This window comes from Nitrospirota bacterium (assembly GCA_040757595.1).
Taxonomy (GTDB): Bacteria; Nitrospirota; Nitrospiria; order Nitrospirales; family Nitrospiraceae; genus JBFLWP01.
Window position 1 is genome coordinate 80,743 of record JBFLWP010000014.1, and the last position, 14,336, is coordinate 95,078.

A 14,336-nucleotide genomic window follows, 5' to 3' on the forward strand; every position below is an offset into this window, starting at 1 on the left:
AGTCAACGTCTCGGTCCTCGCGGGGCGCGCCGGCCCGTTTCTTGACAGGGCCTTCGCACGTCGATTACCATGCACTCGACATCCGGACACAACGCCTCCCCCACGGCCCCGGCCCACAACGCCGCGCGCGACGAACCGACACCAGATGGACTCTTTCCAACCCGGCACAGGCATCACTCGGGCCCTCGCGTTCGTAGGCTTCTGGCTCGCCCTCACCCTGGCCCACCCAGACCCGGCGCCGGCGCTGCAGGTGACCGGCCTCCAGGCCCCGGAGAGCTTCCTGAGCGATCCCGGCGGGGAGGGCTATTTCATCTCCAACGTCAACGGCGATCCGGACGTGACGGACAACAACGGGTTCATCACCAAGCTGGACAAGGCCGGCGGTCTTCTCAAACTGCACTTCATCCGCGGGGGAGAGGAGGGAGTCGTCCTGCACGCCCCCAAAGGCCTGGCGATCGTCGGCCAGACCCTCTACGTCGCGGATCTGGAGGCCCTGCGCGGGTTCGACAAGGTCACGGGCAAGCCGGTCGTGACGGTGCCCCTCGCAGAGCACCACAGGGGCGGAACCGGGCGGGGCCCCGCCCTGGCGGACGTGGCCTATGACGGGAAGGGCCTCCTCTACGCCTCGGATATCGAGGCGGACACGATCTACCGCATTGACCTTGGCAAGCGCCATGCGGTATCCGTGCTGGTCCGGGACCCGATCCTGGCCGGCCCCCGCGGCCTGGCCGTGCACCCGAAGACCGGCAATCTGATCGCCGTGAGCTGGCACAAGGGCAAGATCGTGGAAATAACCCCGGACGGGAAGGTCACCGAGCTGGTCTCCAACGGCTTCTTCTCCGCCCGGTTCCACAACCTGGACGGGGTGGACTTCGACAGTTGGGGCACCATGTACGTCTCGGACTTCACGGCGGGCAAGATCTGGCGGATGCGGCCGGACCGGCGCTTCGACGTGATCGCCGAATACCTGCCGACCCCGGCCGACATCAGCATCGACCGGGACAACCATCTCATCCTGGTTCCCTACCATTACGGGAACGCCGCCGAGATCAACGGGCTGGAAACGCCGGTGAAGCGGGGCGAGAAGCAGAAGCGGACCCTCGCCGACTACGGCTTCACGATGCCGGGGGCGGACAAACCGGGCGAGAAGCCGCAGGGACGGGCGAAATGAGCAAGTGCGTCTATTGCCGGTCGCGGAAGGGCAAGCGGGCCTGCCCGGCGCTGGGGGGATCCATCTGCAGCCAGTGCTGCGGGGAACACCGGACCGTGCGGATCGCCTGCCCCGCCGGCTGCGTCTACCTGGACAGCAACAGCGAATATCAGCAAAAGCGGATCGGCGACCGGTTCGCGCTCGCCCGGCGCGACTTCTACAGGGAACTGTTCGACCTCGGCGGCGAGAAGGCCGCGGCCCTGTTCAACCTGATCGAGGTGGTCTCGTTCAGCTATTTCCAGGGACGGCGGGACGGGCAGGACGCGGAAGTGATCGCGGCCATCCAGGCGCTGCGCCGGACGTTGAGCCCGCTCCACATCCCGGCGGCGCCGCTCCCGGTCTTCGCGGAGCACCTGAAGAAGGAGTACGAGGGATTCGCCAAGCAGCAGCCGAAGGAGGCGATCGACCAGCAGACGGCACCCGACGTGCTGGACCGGGCGCTCAAATTCGTCACGGAATTCTCGGGCGGCGGGTTCCAGTCCCAGCGGTTCCTGACCGGCCTGATCGGCTACGTCCGCGCCCGCCATCCGGAGATCGCCGAGCACTTCGCCAGGCAGCAGGAGGGCCGGATCGTCCTACCCCACAACCAAGCATGAAGGCGGAAGTGTAAACTTCCTCCTTCATGCTTCATACTTCTGACTTATTCGACGATCACCACTTTCATTTCGATCCGGTTGACCGGATTGTCCTTGGCGTCCCGGGGTTCGTTGACGATCTTGTCCGCCACCCCGATGCCCTTCACCACTTCTCCGAACGCGGTGTACTTACGGTCCAGGAACAGCGAGTCCTCGACCACGATGAAGAACTGAGAGCCGGCGGTGTCCGGCTCGGGGCCGCGGGCCATCGAGACGATCCCGCGCTTGTGGGGGGTGTCGTTGAACTCCGCCTTGAGTTTATAGCCTGGGTCGCCGGTCCCGTATCGGTCCTTGTTCTTCGTGTCCTTGGTCAGGGGATCCCCGCCTTGAATCATGAAACCCGGGATGACCCGATGGAAAATCGTCCCGTCGTAGAAGCCGGATTTCGCCAGCTTGACGAAGTTCTCCACGTGCTTGGGGGCCAGATCGGGGAAAAATCTGATCTCTATTTCCCCGTATTTGGTCTTGATGATCGCGTGCGGGCCCCTCACCTCCTGTTTCGGCACCGCCTTGGGCACCGCCGGTGCCGGCGGTGGCGCCTTCTCCGCAGCCCAAGACGCAGAAAGTCCCGAGCTGAGCACCGCCGTCACCGCCGCCGCGACAATCAGCTTCACCATTCCCTTCCGGCCAGTCCTGCGCTTCATGCCTCGCCTCCTGCTCGAGAGCCTGCACACCTCTCGTTTCACGGTTCACGCTTCGCGGCTTCCGCGAGCGCCTGCTTGGCAGCCATCTGCTCCGCCTCTTTCTTGGTCCGCCCGATGCCCACGCCCACCACGTCCCCTTGGACCGCCACCTGGACTTCGAAGGTCTTCTGGTGGTCCGGCCCGGACTCCCGCACGATCACGTACTGGGGCAGCGCCTCGAACCGTTTCTGACACCACTCCTGGAGCTGCGTTTTGTAGTCGCCGACGAGATCCCCCTGCCCGGCCCGGACCTGGCCCAGCGCGGGGGCAAAGGCCTGCAACGTGAACGTTCGCGCGGCCTCCAGCCCTCCGTCCAGATAGACGGCCGCGATGAGCGCCTCGAGCGCGTTGGCCAGGAGCGAGTTCTTCTCGCGCCCCTGCGTCAATTCTTCGCCACGTCCCAGCCGGAGCAGGGCTCCCAGCCGGAGATCACGGGCCACCGCGGCGAGCGCGGCTTCGCTCACCAGCCGCGCCTTCAGCTTCGAGAGCTCTCCCTCCGGCGCGTCGGGACAGGTGACGGCCAGGTGGTCGCTGACGATCAGCGACAGCACCGCGTCGCCCAGAAACTCCAGCCGCTCGTTGTGCCGCCGCTCCTTGGACTTGGTTTCGTTGACGTGCGACTTGTGGGTCAGGGCCTCGTCGAGAAGTTGCGGCTGGCGGAACTGATAGCCGATGGCTCGTTGCGCGTCGTGGACCGAAGGGCGCGCCATCGTCGCCGATCTCCGCCCGCCGTCGCGCGTGCGGCTAGGCATCCAGCCGCTTGAAGAGCACGCAGGCGTTGACGCCGCCGAACCCGAACGAGTTGGACAGCGCCACGTTGACCGTCGCCTGGCGCGCGTGACCGGGCACGTAGTCGAGGTCGCACTCGGGATCGGAATGCTCCAAATTGATGGTGGGCGGTACGATCCCGCGATGGATCGCGAGCACGCTGAAAATCCCCTCCACCCCGCCGGCCGCCCCGAGCAGGTGGCCAGTCATGGATTTGGTCGAGCTGACGGGAATCCGGTAGGCCCGCTCGCCGAACACCCGCTTGACGGCGTGGGTCTCGATCTTGTCGGCGAAGGTGGACGTGGCGTGCGCGTTGATGTAGCCGATCTCCTCCTTGGCGACCCCGGCGTCCTTGATGCCGAGCTCCATGCAGCGGACGGCGCCTTCGCCGTCGTCCGGCGGCGCGGTGATGTGGTAGGCATCCGCAGTCATCGCGTAGCCGACCATTTCGGCATAAATGCGGGCTCCCCGCCGGCGAGCCGTCTCCAGCTCCTCCAGCACCATGACGCCCGCCCCTTCCCCCAGGACGAAGCCGTCCCGGTCCCGGTCGAACGGGCGGCTGGCGCGGGTCGGATCGTCGTTGCGCCGCGACAGGGCTCGGGCCGCCGCGAAGCCGGCCACGGTCAAGGGCGTGATGGCCGCTTCCGTGCCCCCCGCCAGCATCGCGTCCGCCTCGCCGTGCTGGATGATCCGGAACGCGTCGCCGATGCAGTGGTTGCCGGTCGCGCAGGCCGTGACCGCGCAGGAGTTGGGCCCCCGCGCCCCCAGGCGGATGGCCACCTGTCCGGAAGCCAGGTTGATGATGACCATCGGGATGAAGAACGGGGACACGCGGTCGGCCCCCTTCTCGATCAGGACCTGGTGGTAATGCTCAATCCCGCCGATTCCCCCGATTCCGGCCCCGATGTAGACCCCGATCCGGTCGGCGTTCTCGCCCGTGATCTTGAGCCCGGCGTCATCCACGGCCATCTGGCTCGCGCCGATGGCGTAGTGGATGAACGTGTCCATCTTCTTGATCTCTTTTTTTTCGATGTAGTCGGCCGGATTGAAGTCGTGGACTTCTCCGGCGATCTGGACGGGCAGGTTGGCGGGGTCGAACTTCGTGATGCGGGCCACGCCGGAGGCGCCGGCGCAGAGCGCCTTCCATGTCTTCTCCAGACCGGTGCCCAGGGGCGTGATCAGCCCCAGCCCGGTGATGGCCACCCGTCGTCGTGTCGTGCGCTCGCCCATCGCGGTCCCGTGTGTGGGCTTACACTTTCTCCTTAATGTAATCAATGGCGCGCCCCACGGTGAGGATCTTCTCCGCATCCTCGTCGGGGATCTCGATGTCGAACTCCTCTTCCAGCGCCATCACGAGCTCGACCGTATCAAGGGAGTCCGCCCCAAGATCATCGACAAATTTGGCCTCCGGGGTGACTTCGTCTTCCTCCACCCCCAGTTGCTCGGCGATGATCTTCTTGACCCGCTCCTCGATCGCCATTGGTTTCTTCACCTCCTCCCCCATCGTTCCCCTCCTTCTTCTTCAAGCTCCATGTTGTCGTGTCCCTGTGTCACGCCATCAGCATGCCGCCGTTGACGTGCAGCACCTGCCCGGTAATGTAGCCGGCCTCGTCCGACACCAGGAACGCGACCGCGTCCGCCACGTCCTTCGGCAGCCCCAGCCGGCCCAGCGGAATCTGCTTCTGGAGCGTCTCCTTGACGTCGGCCGGCAGCCCCTGGGTCATGGCCGTGTCGATGAATCCGGGCGCGACCGCGTTCACCGTCACGTTCCGGCTGGCATATTCCCGGGCCACGGTCTTGGTGAACCCGATCACCGCCGCCTTGGACGCCGCATAGTTCGCCTGCCCGGCGTTCCCCATCACGCCCACGATCGACGCGATGTTGACGATCCGGCCGTACCGCTGCTTGGTCATGGGCTGCAGCACGGCCTTGGTGCAGTGGAACGTCCCGTTCAGGTTCACCTGCAGGACCAGGTTCCAGTCCTCGTCCTTCATCCGGACCAGGAGCCCGTCCCGCGTGATCCCGGCGTTGTTGACCAGGACGTCGATCTTCCCGCACTCCTTGAGCACCTGGTCGGCCATGGCCTTCACATCGGTCCAGTCGGCCACGTTGACCTTCACGTTGAGGGCCCGCCGCCCCAGTGCCTTGATCGCCTCGACCGTCTCCTGAGATCGGCCCGGGTCCAGATCGGCCACCACCACATCGGCCCCGCGCCGGGCCAGCCCCTCGGCGATTGCGCGGCCGATCCCCTGCGCCGCGCCGGTCACGATCGCGATCTTGCCTTCCAATCCCATTTTCGTTCTCGCTCTACGTCGCTCGTCGTTCGTGAAGCGTCGCTCGTAAAGGAGGTTCTTTCGTCACGCGTCACGGCTAATGCTTTCAGCGTCGCCTCGAGCGACGCCGGGTCCTGCACATTCAGCGTCGTCGCCCCGGGCACGATCCGCTTGATCAGGCCCGTGAGCACGGTGCCCGGCCCGACCTCGACGAAGGTCGTGACGCCCATCCCGCCCATCACCCGGACCGACTCCTCCCACCGGACGGGGGAAGGCAGTTGACGGATCAGGGACGCCTGCACCTCGGCCGCGGCGCGCAAAGGCCTGGCGTCCGCGTTGTTGACCAGCGGCACCGCCAGGTCCGACCAGGCGGTCGCCGCAACGTCGTGCGCCAGCCGCTCGGCCGCCGCCCGCATGAGCGGCGTGTGCACCGGGACGCTGACCGCCAGGGGCACCGCCTTTCGCGCGCCCTTGGTCTTCGCCAGCTCGATCGCCCGCTCAACCGCCGCCTTCTCGCCCGCGATGACGGTCTGGCCAGGGCAGTTGAAGTTGGCCGGCGCCACAATGCCGACCGCGGAGGCCTCGTCGCAGGCCGACCGCACGCCCGCGCCGTCCAGCCCCAGGATCGCGGCAACCAGCCCGCTACCGGACGGCACGGCCTCGGCCATGTAGCGCCCGCGCTTTTGGACCAGCGAAACCGCCGCCCCGAACGCCAGGCCGCCTGCGGCCACCAGCGCCGAGTACTCGCCCAGACTGTGCCCGGCCACCGCCAGGGGCCTGAGGCCGACGGGCTCCAGCAGACGGAACGCCGCGATGCTGGCGGTGAGCAAGGCGGGCTGCGTGTACTCCGTCAGGTTCAGGCGCTCGGCCGGTCCCTCGAAGCACAGCGACGCGACGTCGTAGCCGAGGACTGCGCCCGCTTCGTCATAGACGTTCCGGACTTCCGAGCTGGCTTCATGGAATGCCTTACCCATCCCGACCGACTGCGAACCCTGGCCGGGAAACACCAACCCTATCCCGGAAGACATAGCGCGTATGATATGGGGAAATCGTTTTCCAATGTCAACGGGAAAAACTTCGCATCATCCAGGCGAGAGGCAAGGGGCGAATGGCTAGAGCAAACAACAATTGCGTTCGCTCTTTTTCCGTCCACAACCTCTCGCCACTTGCCTCGTGCCGCTAGCCGTTTGCCTCAATCAACAACGAACTCGCCGCCGTCCACGCAGATGACGTTGCCGGTCACCCAGTGCGCCTTCGGATGGCTGAGCAACCCGATGGCTTCCGCCACATCCCTGGTGGTCGTCAGCCGGCCAGAGGGATTCTTGCGCTGGGCGAGGACGATCATCTCGTCCGACCCGGGAATCTTCCGGAGCGCGGGCGTGTCGGTCACGCCGGCCATGATCGCGTTGGCCGTGACCCCGAGAGGGGCCAGTTCCAGCGTCAACTGGCGGATGTGGGATTCCAGCGCCGCCTTGGCCGCCGACACGGCTCCGTAGGTCTTCCAGACCCGCGCGCCGCCGGCGCTCGTCATCGCGAAGACGCGCCCGCCCTGCCCCATCAGCCGGCGCGCAACCAGGTCCTGCACCCAGTAGACCAGGCTGTGGGCCATCACGTCCAGCGTCATGTCCATGTGCGGCTTGGCGATCGCGTCGCCCGGATCCTTGGTGATGTAGGGTTTCAAGGTCCCGAAGGCCAGCGAGTGCAGGAGCACCCGCACCGGGCTCGGCCGCCCCGAGGCTCCTACCTTGGCCTGGATCTCGTTCAGGATCTCCTGCCGTTTTTCCGGGTCCGCGGCGTTCGCGTTGAAGAACACCGCTTCCCGCCCGAGCGCCTTGATCTGCCCCGCGATTCGCTCGACGTTCGGCAGCGTCGTCTTCCGGTCCAGGTGCACGCCGAAGATGTGCATGCCGAGCGACGCCAATTCCAGCGCCGCGGCCTCCCCGAACCCGCTCGAGGCCCCGAGGATCAGCGCCCAATCCCCCTCCAACGGCCGTATCTCAGTCGTTGTCATGATCTCCTCTCGAATGGGAATCAGAGCTTATGGCCTATGGCATATGGCAAGAATAGGCTTGGCCGAAACCTGTTCTGGAGCCATTCGCTATACGCCATAAGCCATACGCTCTTGTTGCTCACTCACCAGCGAATGACCGCCGAGGCCCAGGTCAGGCCGGCCCCGAAGGCCTGGAGCATCACGAGATCGCCGGGCTTGACCCGTCCGCCGCGTACCGCTTCGTCCAGGGCGATCGGGATCGAGGCCGCAGACGTGTTGCCGTAGCGGTCCACGTTGACGACCACTTTCTCCATCGGCAGCCCCAGCCGGGTCGCCACGGCCTTGATGATCCGGATGTTGGCCTGGTGCGGCACGTAGAGCGCCAGGTCGGCCACCGACAGGTTGTTGGCGGCCAGCGCCTCGTGCGCGCTCTCCTCCAGGGTCTTGACCGCCACCTTGAACGTCTCGTTGCCTTTCATCTTGAGGTACTGGAGCCCCTCGGCCAGCATCTTTTCCGACGGGGGATGGCGCGTGCCGCCCCCCGGGACGCAGATGAGGTCCCAGAGGCTTCCGTCCGAGTGCAGATGGGTGGAGAGGATCCCGCGGTCTCCCTCGGCCGCGCTCAGCACGGCGGCCCCGGCCCCGTCCCCGAAGAGGACGCAGGTGCTCCGATCCGTCCAATCAATGAGCATGGACATGACCTCGGAGCCGACGATCAGGACGTGACGGCACCCAGTCCGGACGTACGCGTCCCCGACGGCGAGGGCGTAAAGGAACCCGGAACAGACCGCCGACAGATCGCAGGCGGCGGCGCGGGCCGCCCCGAGCCGGTGCTGGATCAGGCAGGCCGTGGCCGGCAGCGGCAGGTCCCCCGTGCAGGTCGCGACCAGGATCAGGTCCAGGTCGCCGGCCGGCACGCCGGCCGCGGCCAGCGCCCGTTCCGCCGCCTTGGTCGCCAGGTCGGAGCAGGCCTCGCCCGGAGCCGCGATGCGCCGCTCCCGGATGCCCGTCCGCTCCATGATCCAGGTATCCGAGGTAGCGACCATCCGTTCGAGGTCGGCGTTGGTCAGGACCCGCTCCGGCACGTAGGAGCCCGTCCCTGCGATGCAGGCCTTCACCCGGAGACCTCCGCCCGCCCCGGCTGCGCCAGACTCTCCTGGATGTCGCGCTGGATGAGGTCGTTGAGGGCGCTCTCGACCAGCCCCCTGGCGCGCCGGACGGCGTTCTTGATGGCCTTGGCCGAGGACCGGCCGTGGCAGATCATGCAGACTCCGTTCACGCCCAACAGGGGCGCCCCGCCGAACTCGGCGTAATCGATACGGCGGCGGAGGCGCAGCAGCGGGCCGACGAGAAACAGGTAGGAAAGTCGGCCGAGGATCGAGCCTGCGATTTCCTTCAACAGAAGCTTCTTGATCGTGTCCGCCAGGCCTTCCGAGATCTTGAGCGCGACGTTTCCGATGAACCCGTCGCACACGATGACGTCGGCCCCGCCGCTGTAAACGTCTCGCCCCTCCACGTTGCCGACGAAGTTGATCGCGCTGGCCTTGAGGAGCTTGAAGGCCTCCTTGGTGACCTCGTTGCCCTTCGTGTCCTCCTCGCCGATGCTCAACAGGCCGACGCGGGGGTTCGGCTTGCCAAACAGGTGCTTGCCGTATTCGTTGCCCATGAGCCCGAACTGGAGCAGGTGCTCCGCCGTGCAGTCCACGTTGGCGCCGGCGTCGAGCATGACCGCGGTGCCGGTGAGGGTCGGCAGCGTGACCGCAATGGCCGGTCGTTCCACCCCCTTGATGACACCGAAGACGAAGAACGCGGCCACCATGCTCGCGCCGGTGTTGCCGGCGCTGACCACCGCGCTGGCTCGGCCGGCCTTGACCAGCTCCGTGGCGACCCAGATGGAGGAGTCCCGCTTCTTGCGGGCGACCGCGGCGGGGGACTCGTGCATGTCCACGACCTGCGGGGCGTGCGCGACCGTCACGCGGGGATCCGCGCACCCCAGACGCCGCAGGTGTTCCTGGACCTGCGGCTCGTCTCCGACCAGGACGACCTCGAGGTCCAGCTCGTCGGCGGCCTGGACGGCCCCCTCGACGTTCGGCCCGGGACCGTGGTCCCCGCCCATCGCATCGACCGCGATTCTCATGGATGCCGTGTCACACCCGAACGTGAGGCGAACGCCCGTCCGGGGAAGCCGTCAGGCCTCCTCGACGGCAATCACAGCCTGACCCTTGTAGGTGCCGCAGTTGAGGCAGGTGTAGTGCGGGAGTTTGGGTTCGTGGCACTGCGGGCAGACCGACAGGCCTGGAGGGGTGAGCTTCTTCTGGGCTCTCCGCTTGTCGCGTCGGGCTCGGGATAGTTTGTGTTTCGGATTCGGCATCGTTGATCCTCACTCACTCTGACATCTTGCGGCCACGGAGTCCCCCTGCGCGAACGCTCAGGAGCCTTGCCGCGCTTTTCCGGCCCTGAGCTGCTTCAGCACGGCAAACGGGCTGGCCTGCCGCACTTCCGGACAGGCGCACGGCCGTTCGTTGAGATCCTGTCCGCATATCGGGCAAAGCCCTCGACAGGCGACGCGACACAGGGGCTGCATCGGCTCCGCCAGAATCACCTGTTCCCGGAGCATCTCGCCCAGCTCCAACTGGTCTCCGACCAGCGGATAGACGTCCGTTTCGTCGTGGTCCACGACTTCCTCGGCCGTCTCCGCCGGCTCGGCGGCTCGGCCGGCCGTCCGGCTCGGCTGGGACTGGGGACCCCGGAGGGGTTCTTCACGCCGGTATTCGACCGCGAACGGGATGCTGACGGGCTCCTCGAATTCCCTCAGGCACCGGACGCACTGCCGGACGAATGTCCCGCCCAACACGCCCGTGACGCTGATCCGCTGACCGGCCTTTGCAATGGCGACCGAGAGCGCCAGCTCGCCCCGCACCCGGGCGTCATCCGGCGCGAGGGGCAGCTCCTCCGGCAGCACCCCGCAGTCCAGGGTGAGTCCCTCCTCCGGAATGTCGGGGATGCGGAGGCTCGGCAACGCCATGAGCCCTGGTCGTCCCGTTTCAATCAGCCCTACTGGTGTATACATGGGCCTGTTCGAGAAGTCAAACCGCCGAGCCGGCTCGACACCGGCGCCCGTCACCGCTCCTCGGCGAAGGCGAGCAAGGCGATGGTGCGCGCGCGCTTGATCGCCATCGTCAGCTCGCGCTGGTGCCCCAAGCAGTTCCCGGACACGCGCCGGGGCACGATGCGCCCCCGCTCGGTCAGGAAGTTCTTCAACAGCCCGACGTCCTTGAAGTCAATCGGCGTCTTGTCATGGCAGAAGCGGCAGATCCGCCGCCGCTGAAAGAACCGTCCTCGCTCCACGCTGCTCCTCCGTTCATGCACGCCGTCGGTCACGACGGCTCTTCGTTCTCATAACCCGCGTCGTCCGACGGCCCGGACTCCCCCGCGGACTCCGATCGCTTGGGCAGGAACGTCACGGTCTGGGCCACCACCTCGTGCTTGCTCCGCTTCTGGCCGTCCTCCGTCTCCCACCGGCGCTGCTGCAGCCGGCCGTCCACGATCACGCCGTTCCCCTTGCTGAGGTACTGGCCGCAATGCTCGGCCTGCTTGCCGAAGACCACGATGTCAACGTAACAGACCTCGTCCCTGAGCTCGTCGCCCTGCCGGAACTTGCGATTGATCGCCAGGCCGAAGCTGGCGACCGGCATCCCGCTGGGCGTGTAGCGGAGATCCGGATTCTTCGTGAGGTTCCCGATCAGAATGACTTTATTGAACCCGGTCACGCGCTGGCTCCTTCGCCGCCGCCGCGGCCGGCTGGGAAGGCGCGCCCAGCTCCTGCTTGACCGTCAGGAACTTGATCACCGAATCCTCGAGGCGGTACGCCCGCTCCAACTCGGCGACCGCGGTGCCGGGCGACTTGAAGTGGACGTAGACGAACGTGCCCTTCCGCTCGCGCCTCACCTCGTACGCCAGCTTCTTCCGGCCCCAGTTCTCGAGCTTGAGCAGCGTGGCCCCGGATTTCTCCAGGACCCCCTTCATCTTCTCGATGAGCTTGCCGGTATCGTCGTCGGTGAGCGACGGACGGACGATGAAGATAGACTCGTAGAGCGACATGCGGTTCTCCTCCTGGACCATAATGGGCCCCGGAACCTGGTCCGGAGCGAGGGATCAGCATCGCCGAAGGCGATGCAAAGCGCTGGACCCTACCACAGCCCGAAACGCCGTGTCAAACCGAAGATCCTGGCGATCATGTTGAACTTGACACCCCATAACACTTATGGCCTAATGCCCCCTCCACGAGGAGGTGCCTTATGCCCAATCGCGTCATTCGACCCGGGGATCGTGAGGGGACTCCACCGGTGAACGGGGAATTTCTTCAAATCATCTATGAAGGTGAGCCGGTCGCAAGCGGCACAATGGATGTGCGCGATTTGGCCCCATCGCTGCTTTCTATCGCAGAACTTTGCCAAGAAGTTAATCGGCAATTGCACGGCAGCGAGAGCGTCATCTCAGTACGAGTCAAAGCGGATTTTCATCGTGGCTCCTTCGGCGTTGAGATTGAGCTTGTCAGGACAGTTCTGGAGCATCTCCAGAACATGTTCACCGCCACCAGTTCGCAAACCGTGAAAGACATAGTTGAGATCATTTTTAGTGCGACAGGGGTGATTGCGCTGCTGAAGGCGTTACAGGGCGAGCAAAATCCACGCACCGCGACTCTTGAGAATGGGAACATAAGAATTGAAGTCAGCGGACACAACAATCATATCGATGTGACACCACCGGTTTATAACTTGTCAAAAGACCAGAACGTCAGGAAATACGTTGATGGTGCGGTAAGACCCTTGAAGAAAGAGGGGATGAACCAGATTGAAGTGAAGCAACGTGGGAGGACGCTTCAGACGGTAAAACGGCAGGATGCCCAATATCTCTTAGTTGAACCACAAAGTGAAATCGCTGAGGACCAAAGTGTCCATCAAGTTACGCGAGATGCCTACTTGGACATAGTGAAGCTCTCGTTTAGGGGGGACAACAAATGGAGCTTTGGTGATGGGTCTGGAGGATTGATACCAGCCAGAATCGAAGATCGTGAGTTTCTGGAGAGGGTCAATCGTCACGAATATGTCTTTGGCAAGGGCGACCAGTTGAAAGTCCGTTTAAGGACGAGAACTACGAAGATATCTGGCGGTAGGTATCAAGCCGAGCATTCGGTCGTAAAGGTGTTGGATTTTATACCATCGCCGCAAACGGACATGTTTAAGGGCGAAAAACGCTAAGTAGCTTTCTTTGTTTTTCGCTGAGAGGATTTGGCAGTCTTGCGCTGAGGGCTCGGCCTGGTCTTCTTGGGATCAACCTTGAGCAGAGCCTTTAGGGCTTCCTCGAAGTTGAGCGGGTGGAGTGACACCGGTTTGGCTTTCGGCATGGCTCCTCAAACGGTAAGGGGAGTTGTCCGGTTCGGTCGATGTGGCTGGCCGGGAGCGACCGCTGAGGCCGCTGCCAGCGTGGCGTCCTCAGCATTCTGCTAGCACATGGTCGAAGATTCCCGGATTCTGGCGATGATTGTGACGAAACGAGAACTCGGCCAAGTAGAGCGGCAAGTAATCCTTGCTGACCTTATGATAGGTGCCGATCACGCCGCGCTTCAAGAGGCTCCAGAATGCTTCCAGGTTGTTCGTATGGACGTGGCCGCGGACGTACTCATTCTTCGCGTGGTTCACCGACTCGTGCGGGAACTGGCGGTTCAGGCGAGCATAGCCTGCGTTCTCGTCCGTTGCTACGAGCGAGACTCGCTCACTCACCGTCTGGCGGACGAAGTTGCTCAAGGTGTGCCGGTCTGTCCCCTCGATCATCTGGCAGACGACGTTCCCCTTCCGGGCGATGGCCCCGATCACGGCGAGCTTGCCGGTCTTATCGTTGCGCTGCTTCTTGTGCCAGTGGCGGTTTTTGTCCTTCCCGCCGATGAAAGTTTCATCGACTTCGACCACGCCCAAGAGCTTGGAGAAGTCGGCATCCTTCATCGCGGCGCGGATACGATGGCACATATACCAGGCCGTCCGGTAGTCCCCGCTCCCGATCTGGCGGTGAATCTGCAACGCGCTGATGCCCTTCTTGCTCTGCGTCATCAGGTAGATGACCTGGAACCACGTACGCAGCGGGTAGTTGGTGTTCTCAAAGACGGTCTTGGTGATGACCGAGAACCGATACCCGTTCCGTCCGCCGCAGGTCGGAGCCTTGCAGACCCAATGGAAGGGCCGCGCCTTCAGGGCGTAGACCTTCTCATGGTTGCAGCGCGGGCACCGAACGCCGTGAGGCCAGCGGAGATGGACGAGATGGCGCTTACAGGCGTCCTCCGTCGAGAACCGATCCATCAGCGTGGTGAGGGTCAGGGCGGGCTTGGTCGTCATGGCTGCCTCCGTATGTTGGATGCAGCCTAGCACAATCCTGGATGAGTGTCAAGTCTAACATAATAGCCAAGATCCTCGGGGTACAATCCTTTACGGGCTGCTCAAAACGGCCAGCCAACGAGGCCGCAGGGAGACAGGCGACCGAGAACGAAGTTAGGGGATCGTTTTCAGCAGCCTGCTAGACGTTGAAGCGGAAGTAGACGATGTCGCCTTCCTTGATGACGTAGTCCCGCCCTTCGAGCCGGAACAGCCCCTTCTCCCTCACCTTCGCCTCCGACCCGCAGGCGATCAGGTCGTCGTAATGGTAGACCTCGGCGCGGATGAAGCCCCGCTCCATGTCCGAATGGATCTTGCCCGCCGCCTGGGCGGCCTTCGTCCCCTCCCGGAT

At 64.6% G+C, this 14,336-nt stretch carries 19 protein-coding genes; 3 read left to right on the forward strand and 16 right to left on the reverse strand.

Annotation, left to right across the window (positions count from 1 at the left end):
- Positions 1–145 precede the first annotated feature (145 nt).
- Both AB1411_13015 and AB1411_13020 read left to right on the forward strand, forming a co-directional pair.
- Positions 146–1,171, forward strand: coding sequence for a hypothetical protein (locus tag AB1411_13015; protein MEW6544515.1), 1,026 nt, complete (start codon positions 146–148; stop codon positions 1,169–1,171).
- Entirely contained in the window at positions 1,168–1,806 is a 639-nt protein-coding gene (locus tag AB1411_13020; protein ID MEW6544516.1) for a hypothetical protein, read from the forward strand. Before AB1411_13015 ends, AB1411_13020 begins: the two co-directional genes overlap by 4 nt.
- Positions 1,807–1,850: 44 nt before the next feature.
- Here the strand turns inward: AB1411_13020 and AB1411_13025 are convergent, their stop codons facing one another.
- The 14 genes from AB1411_13025 to rpsF form a co-directional block, all read right to left on the reverse strand.
- Positions 1,851–2,336 (reverse strand): peptidylprolyl isomerase, encoded by a 486-nt coding sequence (locus AB1411_13025; protein ID MEW6544517.1) that lies wholly within the window; start codon positions 2,334–2,336, stop codon positions 1,851–1,853.
- A 191-nt stretch (positions 2,337–2,527) separates the two neighbouring features.
- Positions 2,528–3,238, reverse strand: a complete 711-nt coding sequence (gene rnc / locus AB1411_13030; protein MEW6544518.1) for a ribonuclease III — start codon at positions 3,236–3,238, stop codon at positions 2,528–2,530.
- Between the two features lie 34 nt (positions 3,239–3,272).
- On the reverse strand, positions 3,273–4,526 hold the full coding sequence (gene fabF, locus AB1411_13035; protein MEW6544519.1) for a beta-ketoacyl-ACP synthase II: 1,254 nt from the start codon (positions 4,524–4,526) through the stop codon (positions 3,273–3,275).
- 19 nt (positions 4,527–4,545) lie between these two features.
- Complete coding sequence (gene acpP, locus AB1411_13040; GenBank protein MEW6544520.1) at positions 4,546–4,776, reverse strand: acyl carrier protein; 231 nt, start codon at positions 4,774–4,776, stop codon at positions 4,546–4,548.
- Between the two features lie 70 nt (positions 4,777–4,846).
- Positions 4,847–5,590 carry a 3-oxoacyl-[acyl-carrier-protein] reductase gene (fabG, locus tag AB1411_13045; protein ID MEW6544521.1) on the reverse strand — a complete coding sequence of 248 codons (744 nt, stop codon included), beginning with the start codon at positions 5,588–5,590 and terminating at the stop codon, positions 4,847–4,849.
- Positions 5,560–6,597 carry an ACP S-malonyltransferase gene (fabD, locus tag AB1411_13050; protein ID MEW6544522.1) on the reverse strand — a complete coding sequence of 346 codons (1,038 nt, stop codon included), beginning with the start codon at positions 6,595–6,597 and terminating at the stop codon, positions 5,560–5,562. The genes fabG and fabD overlap by 31 nt, the downstream gene beginning before the upstream one ends.
- A gap of 164 nt (positions 6,598–6,761) precedes the next feature.
- A complete protein-coding gene (locus AB1411_13055) occupies positions 6,762–7,580 on the reverse strand; it encodes an SDR family oxidoreductase (protein MEW6544523.1) in 819 nt (272 codons plus the stop codon).
- Positions 7,581–7,702: 122 nt separating this feature from the next.
- Positions 7,703–8,677 (reverse strand): beta-ketoacyl-ACP synthase III, encoded by a 975-nt coding sequence (locus AB1411_13060; GenBank protein MEW6544524.1) that lies wholly within the window; start codon positions 8,675–8,677, stop codon positions 7,703–7,705.
- Complete coding sequence (gene plsX / locus AB1411_13065) at positions 8,674–9,696, reverse strand: phosphate acyltransferase PlsX (protein ID MEW6544525.1); 1,023 nt, start codon at positions 9,694–9,696, stop codon at positions 8,674–8,676. Before plsX ends, AB1411_13060 begins: the two co-directional genes overlap by 4 nt.
- Positions 9,697–9,747: 51 nt before the next feature.
- A complete protein-coding gene (rpmF, locus tag AB1411_13070; GenBank protein ID MEW6544526.1) occupies positions 9,748–9,930 on the reverse strand; it encodes a 50S ribosomal protein L32 in 183 nt (60 codons plus the stop codon).
- 57 nt (positions 9,931–9,987) lie between these two features.
- Positions 9,988–10,584 (reverse strand): DUF177 domain-containing protein, encoded by a 597-nt coding sequence (locus AB1411_13075; protein ID MEW6544527.1) that lies wholly within the window; start codon positions 10,582–10,584, stop codon positions 9,988–9,990.
- Between the two features lie 95 nt (positions 10,585–10,679).
- Positions 10,680–10,940 carry a 30S ribosomal protein S18 gene (rpsR, locus tag AB1411_13080; protein ID MEW6544528.1) on the reverse strand — a complete coding sequence of 87 codons (261 nt, stop codon included), beginning with the start codon at positions 10,938–10,940 and terminating at the stop codon, positions 10,680–10,682.
- Positions 10,937–11,329, reverse strand: a complete 393-nt coding sequence (gene ssb, locus AB1411_13085; GenBank protein ID MEW6544529.1) for a single-stranded DNA-binding protein — start codon at positions 11,327–11,329, stop codon at positions 10,937–10,939. Before ssb ends, rpsR begins: the two co-directional genes overlap by 4 nt.
- The gene (gene rpsF / locus AB1411_13090) at positions 11,313–11,660 is read right to left on the reverse strand and encodes a 30S ribosomal protein S6 (GenBank protein ID MEW6544530.1); all 348 of its coding nucleotides are present in this window, start codon (positions 11,658–11,660) and stop codon (positions 11,313–11,315) included. The genes ssb and rpsF overlap by 17 nt, the downstream gene beginning before the upstream one ends.
- Before the next feature lie 197 nt (positions 11,661–11,857).
- Here rpsF and AB1411_13095 point away from each other — a divergent pair, with 197 nt between their 5' ends.
- Positions 11,858–12,820 carry a hypothetical protein gene (locus AB1411_13095; protein MEW6544531.1) on the forward strand — a complete coding sequence of 321 codons (963 nt, stop codon included), beginning with the start codon at positions 11,858–11,860 and terminating at the stop codon, positions 12,818–12,820.
- Positions 12,821–13,054: 234 nt separating this feature from the next.
- Here the strand turns inward: AB1411_13095 and AB1411_13100 are convergent, their stop codons facing one another.
- Positions 13,055–13,948, reverse strand: a complete 894-nt coding sequence (locus AB1411_13100; protein MEW6544532.1) for an IS1595 family transposase — start codon at positions 13,946–13,948, stop codon at positions 13,055–13,057.
- Between the two features lie 178 nt (positions 13,949–14,126).
- Positions 14,127–14,336: DUF933 domain-containing protein (locus AB1411_13105; GenBank protein ID MEW6544533.1), on the reverse strand; the 210-nt coding region annotated here is incomplete at its 5' end.

What these genes read in the sequence shown, in the direction of transcription:
- AB1411_13015 (MEW6544515.1), top strand. Translation starts at nt 146, where the DNA reads ATGGACTCTTTCCAACCCGGCACAGGCATCACTCGGGCCCTCGCGTTC.
- AB1411_13020 (MEW6544516.1), top strand. Translation starts at nt 1,168, where the DNA reads ATGAGCAAGTGCGTCTATTGCCGGTCGCGGAAGGGCAAGCGGGCCTGC.
- rnc (MEW6544518.1), bottom strand. Translation starts at nt 3,238, where the DNA reads ATGGCGCGCCCTTCGGTCCACGACGCGCAACGAGCCATCGGCTATCAG.
- fabF (MEW6544519.1), bottom strand. Translation starts at nt 4,526, where the DNA reads ATGGGCGAGCGCACGACACGACGACGGGTGGCCATCACCGGGCTGGGG.
- acpP (MEW6544520.1), bottom strand. Translation starts at nt 4,776, where the DNA reads ATGGCGATCGAGGAGCGGGTCAAGAAGATCATCGCCGAGCAACTGGGG.
- fabG (MEW6544521.1), bottom strand. Translation starts at nt 5,590, where the DNA reads ATGGGATTGGAAGGCAAGATCGCGATCGTGACCGGCGCGGCGCAGGGG.
- fabD (MEW6544522.1), bottom strand. Translation starts at nt 6,597, where the DNA reads ATGTCTTCCGGGATAGGGTTGGTGTTTCCCGGCCAGGGTTCGCAGTCG.
- AB1411_13055 (MEW6544523.1), bottom strand. Translation starts at nt 7,580, where the DNA reads ATGACAACGACTGAGATACGGCCGTTGGAGGGGGATTGGGCGCTGATC.
- plsX (MEW6544525.1), bottom strand. Translation starts at nt 9,696, where the DNA reads ATGAGAATCGCGGTCGATGCGATGGGCGGGGACCACGGTCCCGGGCCG.
- rpmF (MEW6544526.1), bottom strand. Translation starts at nt 9,930, where the DNA reads ATGCCGAATCCGAAACACAAACTATCCCGAGCCCGACGCGACAAGCGG.
- AB1411_13075 (MEW6544527.1), bottom strand. Translation starts at nt 10,584, where the DNA reads ATGGCGTTGCCGAGCCTCCGCATCCCCGACATTCCGGAGGAGGGACTC.
- rpsF (MEW6544530.1), bottom strand. Translation starts at nt 11,660, where the DNA reads ATGTCGCTCTACGAGTCTATCTTCATCGTCCGTCCGTCGCTCACCGAC.
- AB1411_13095 (MEW6544531.1), top strand. Translation starts at nt 11,858, where the DNA reads ATGCCCAATCGCGTCATTCGACCCGGGGATCGTGAGGGGACTCCACCG.
- AB1411_13100 (MEW6544532.1), bottom strand. Translation starts at nt 13,948, where the DNA reads ATGACGACCAAGCCCGCCCTGACCCTCACCACGCTGATGGATCGGTTC.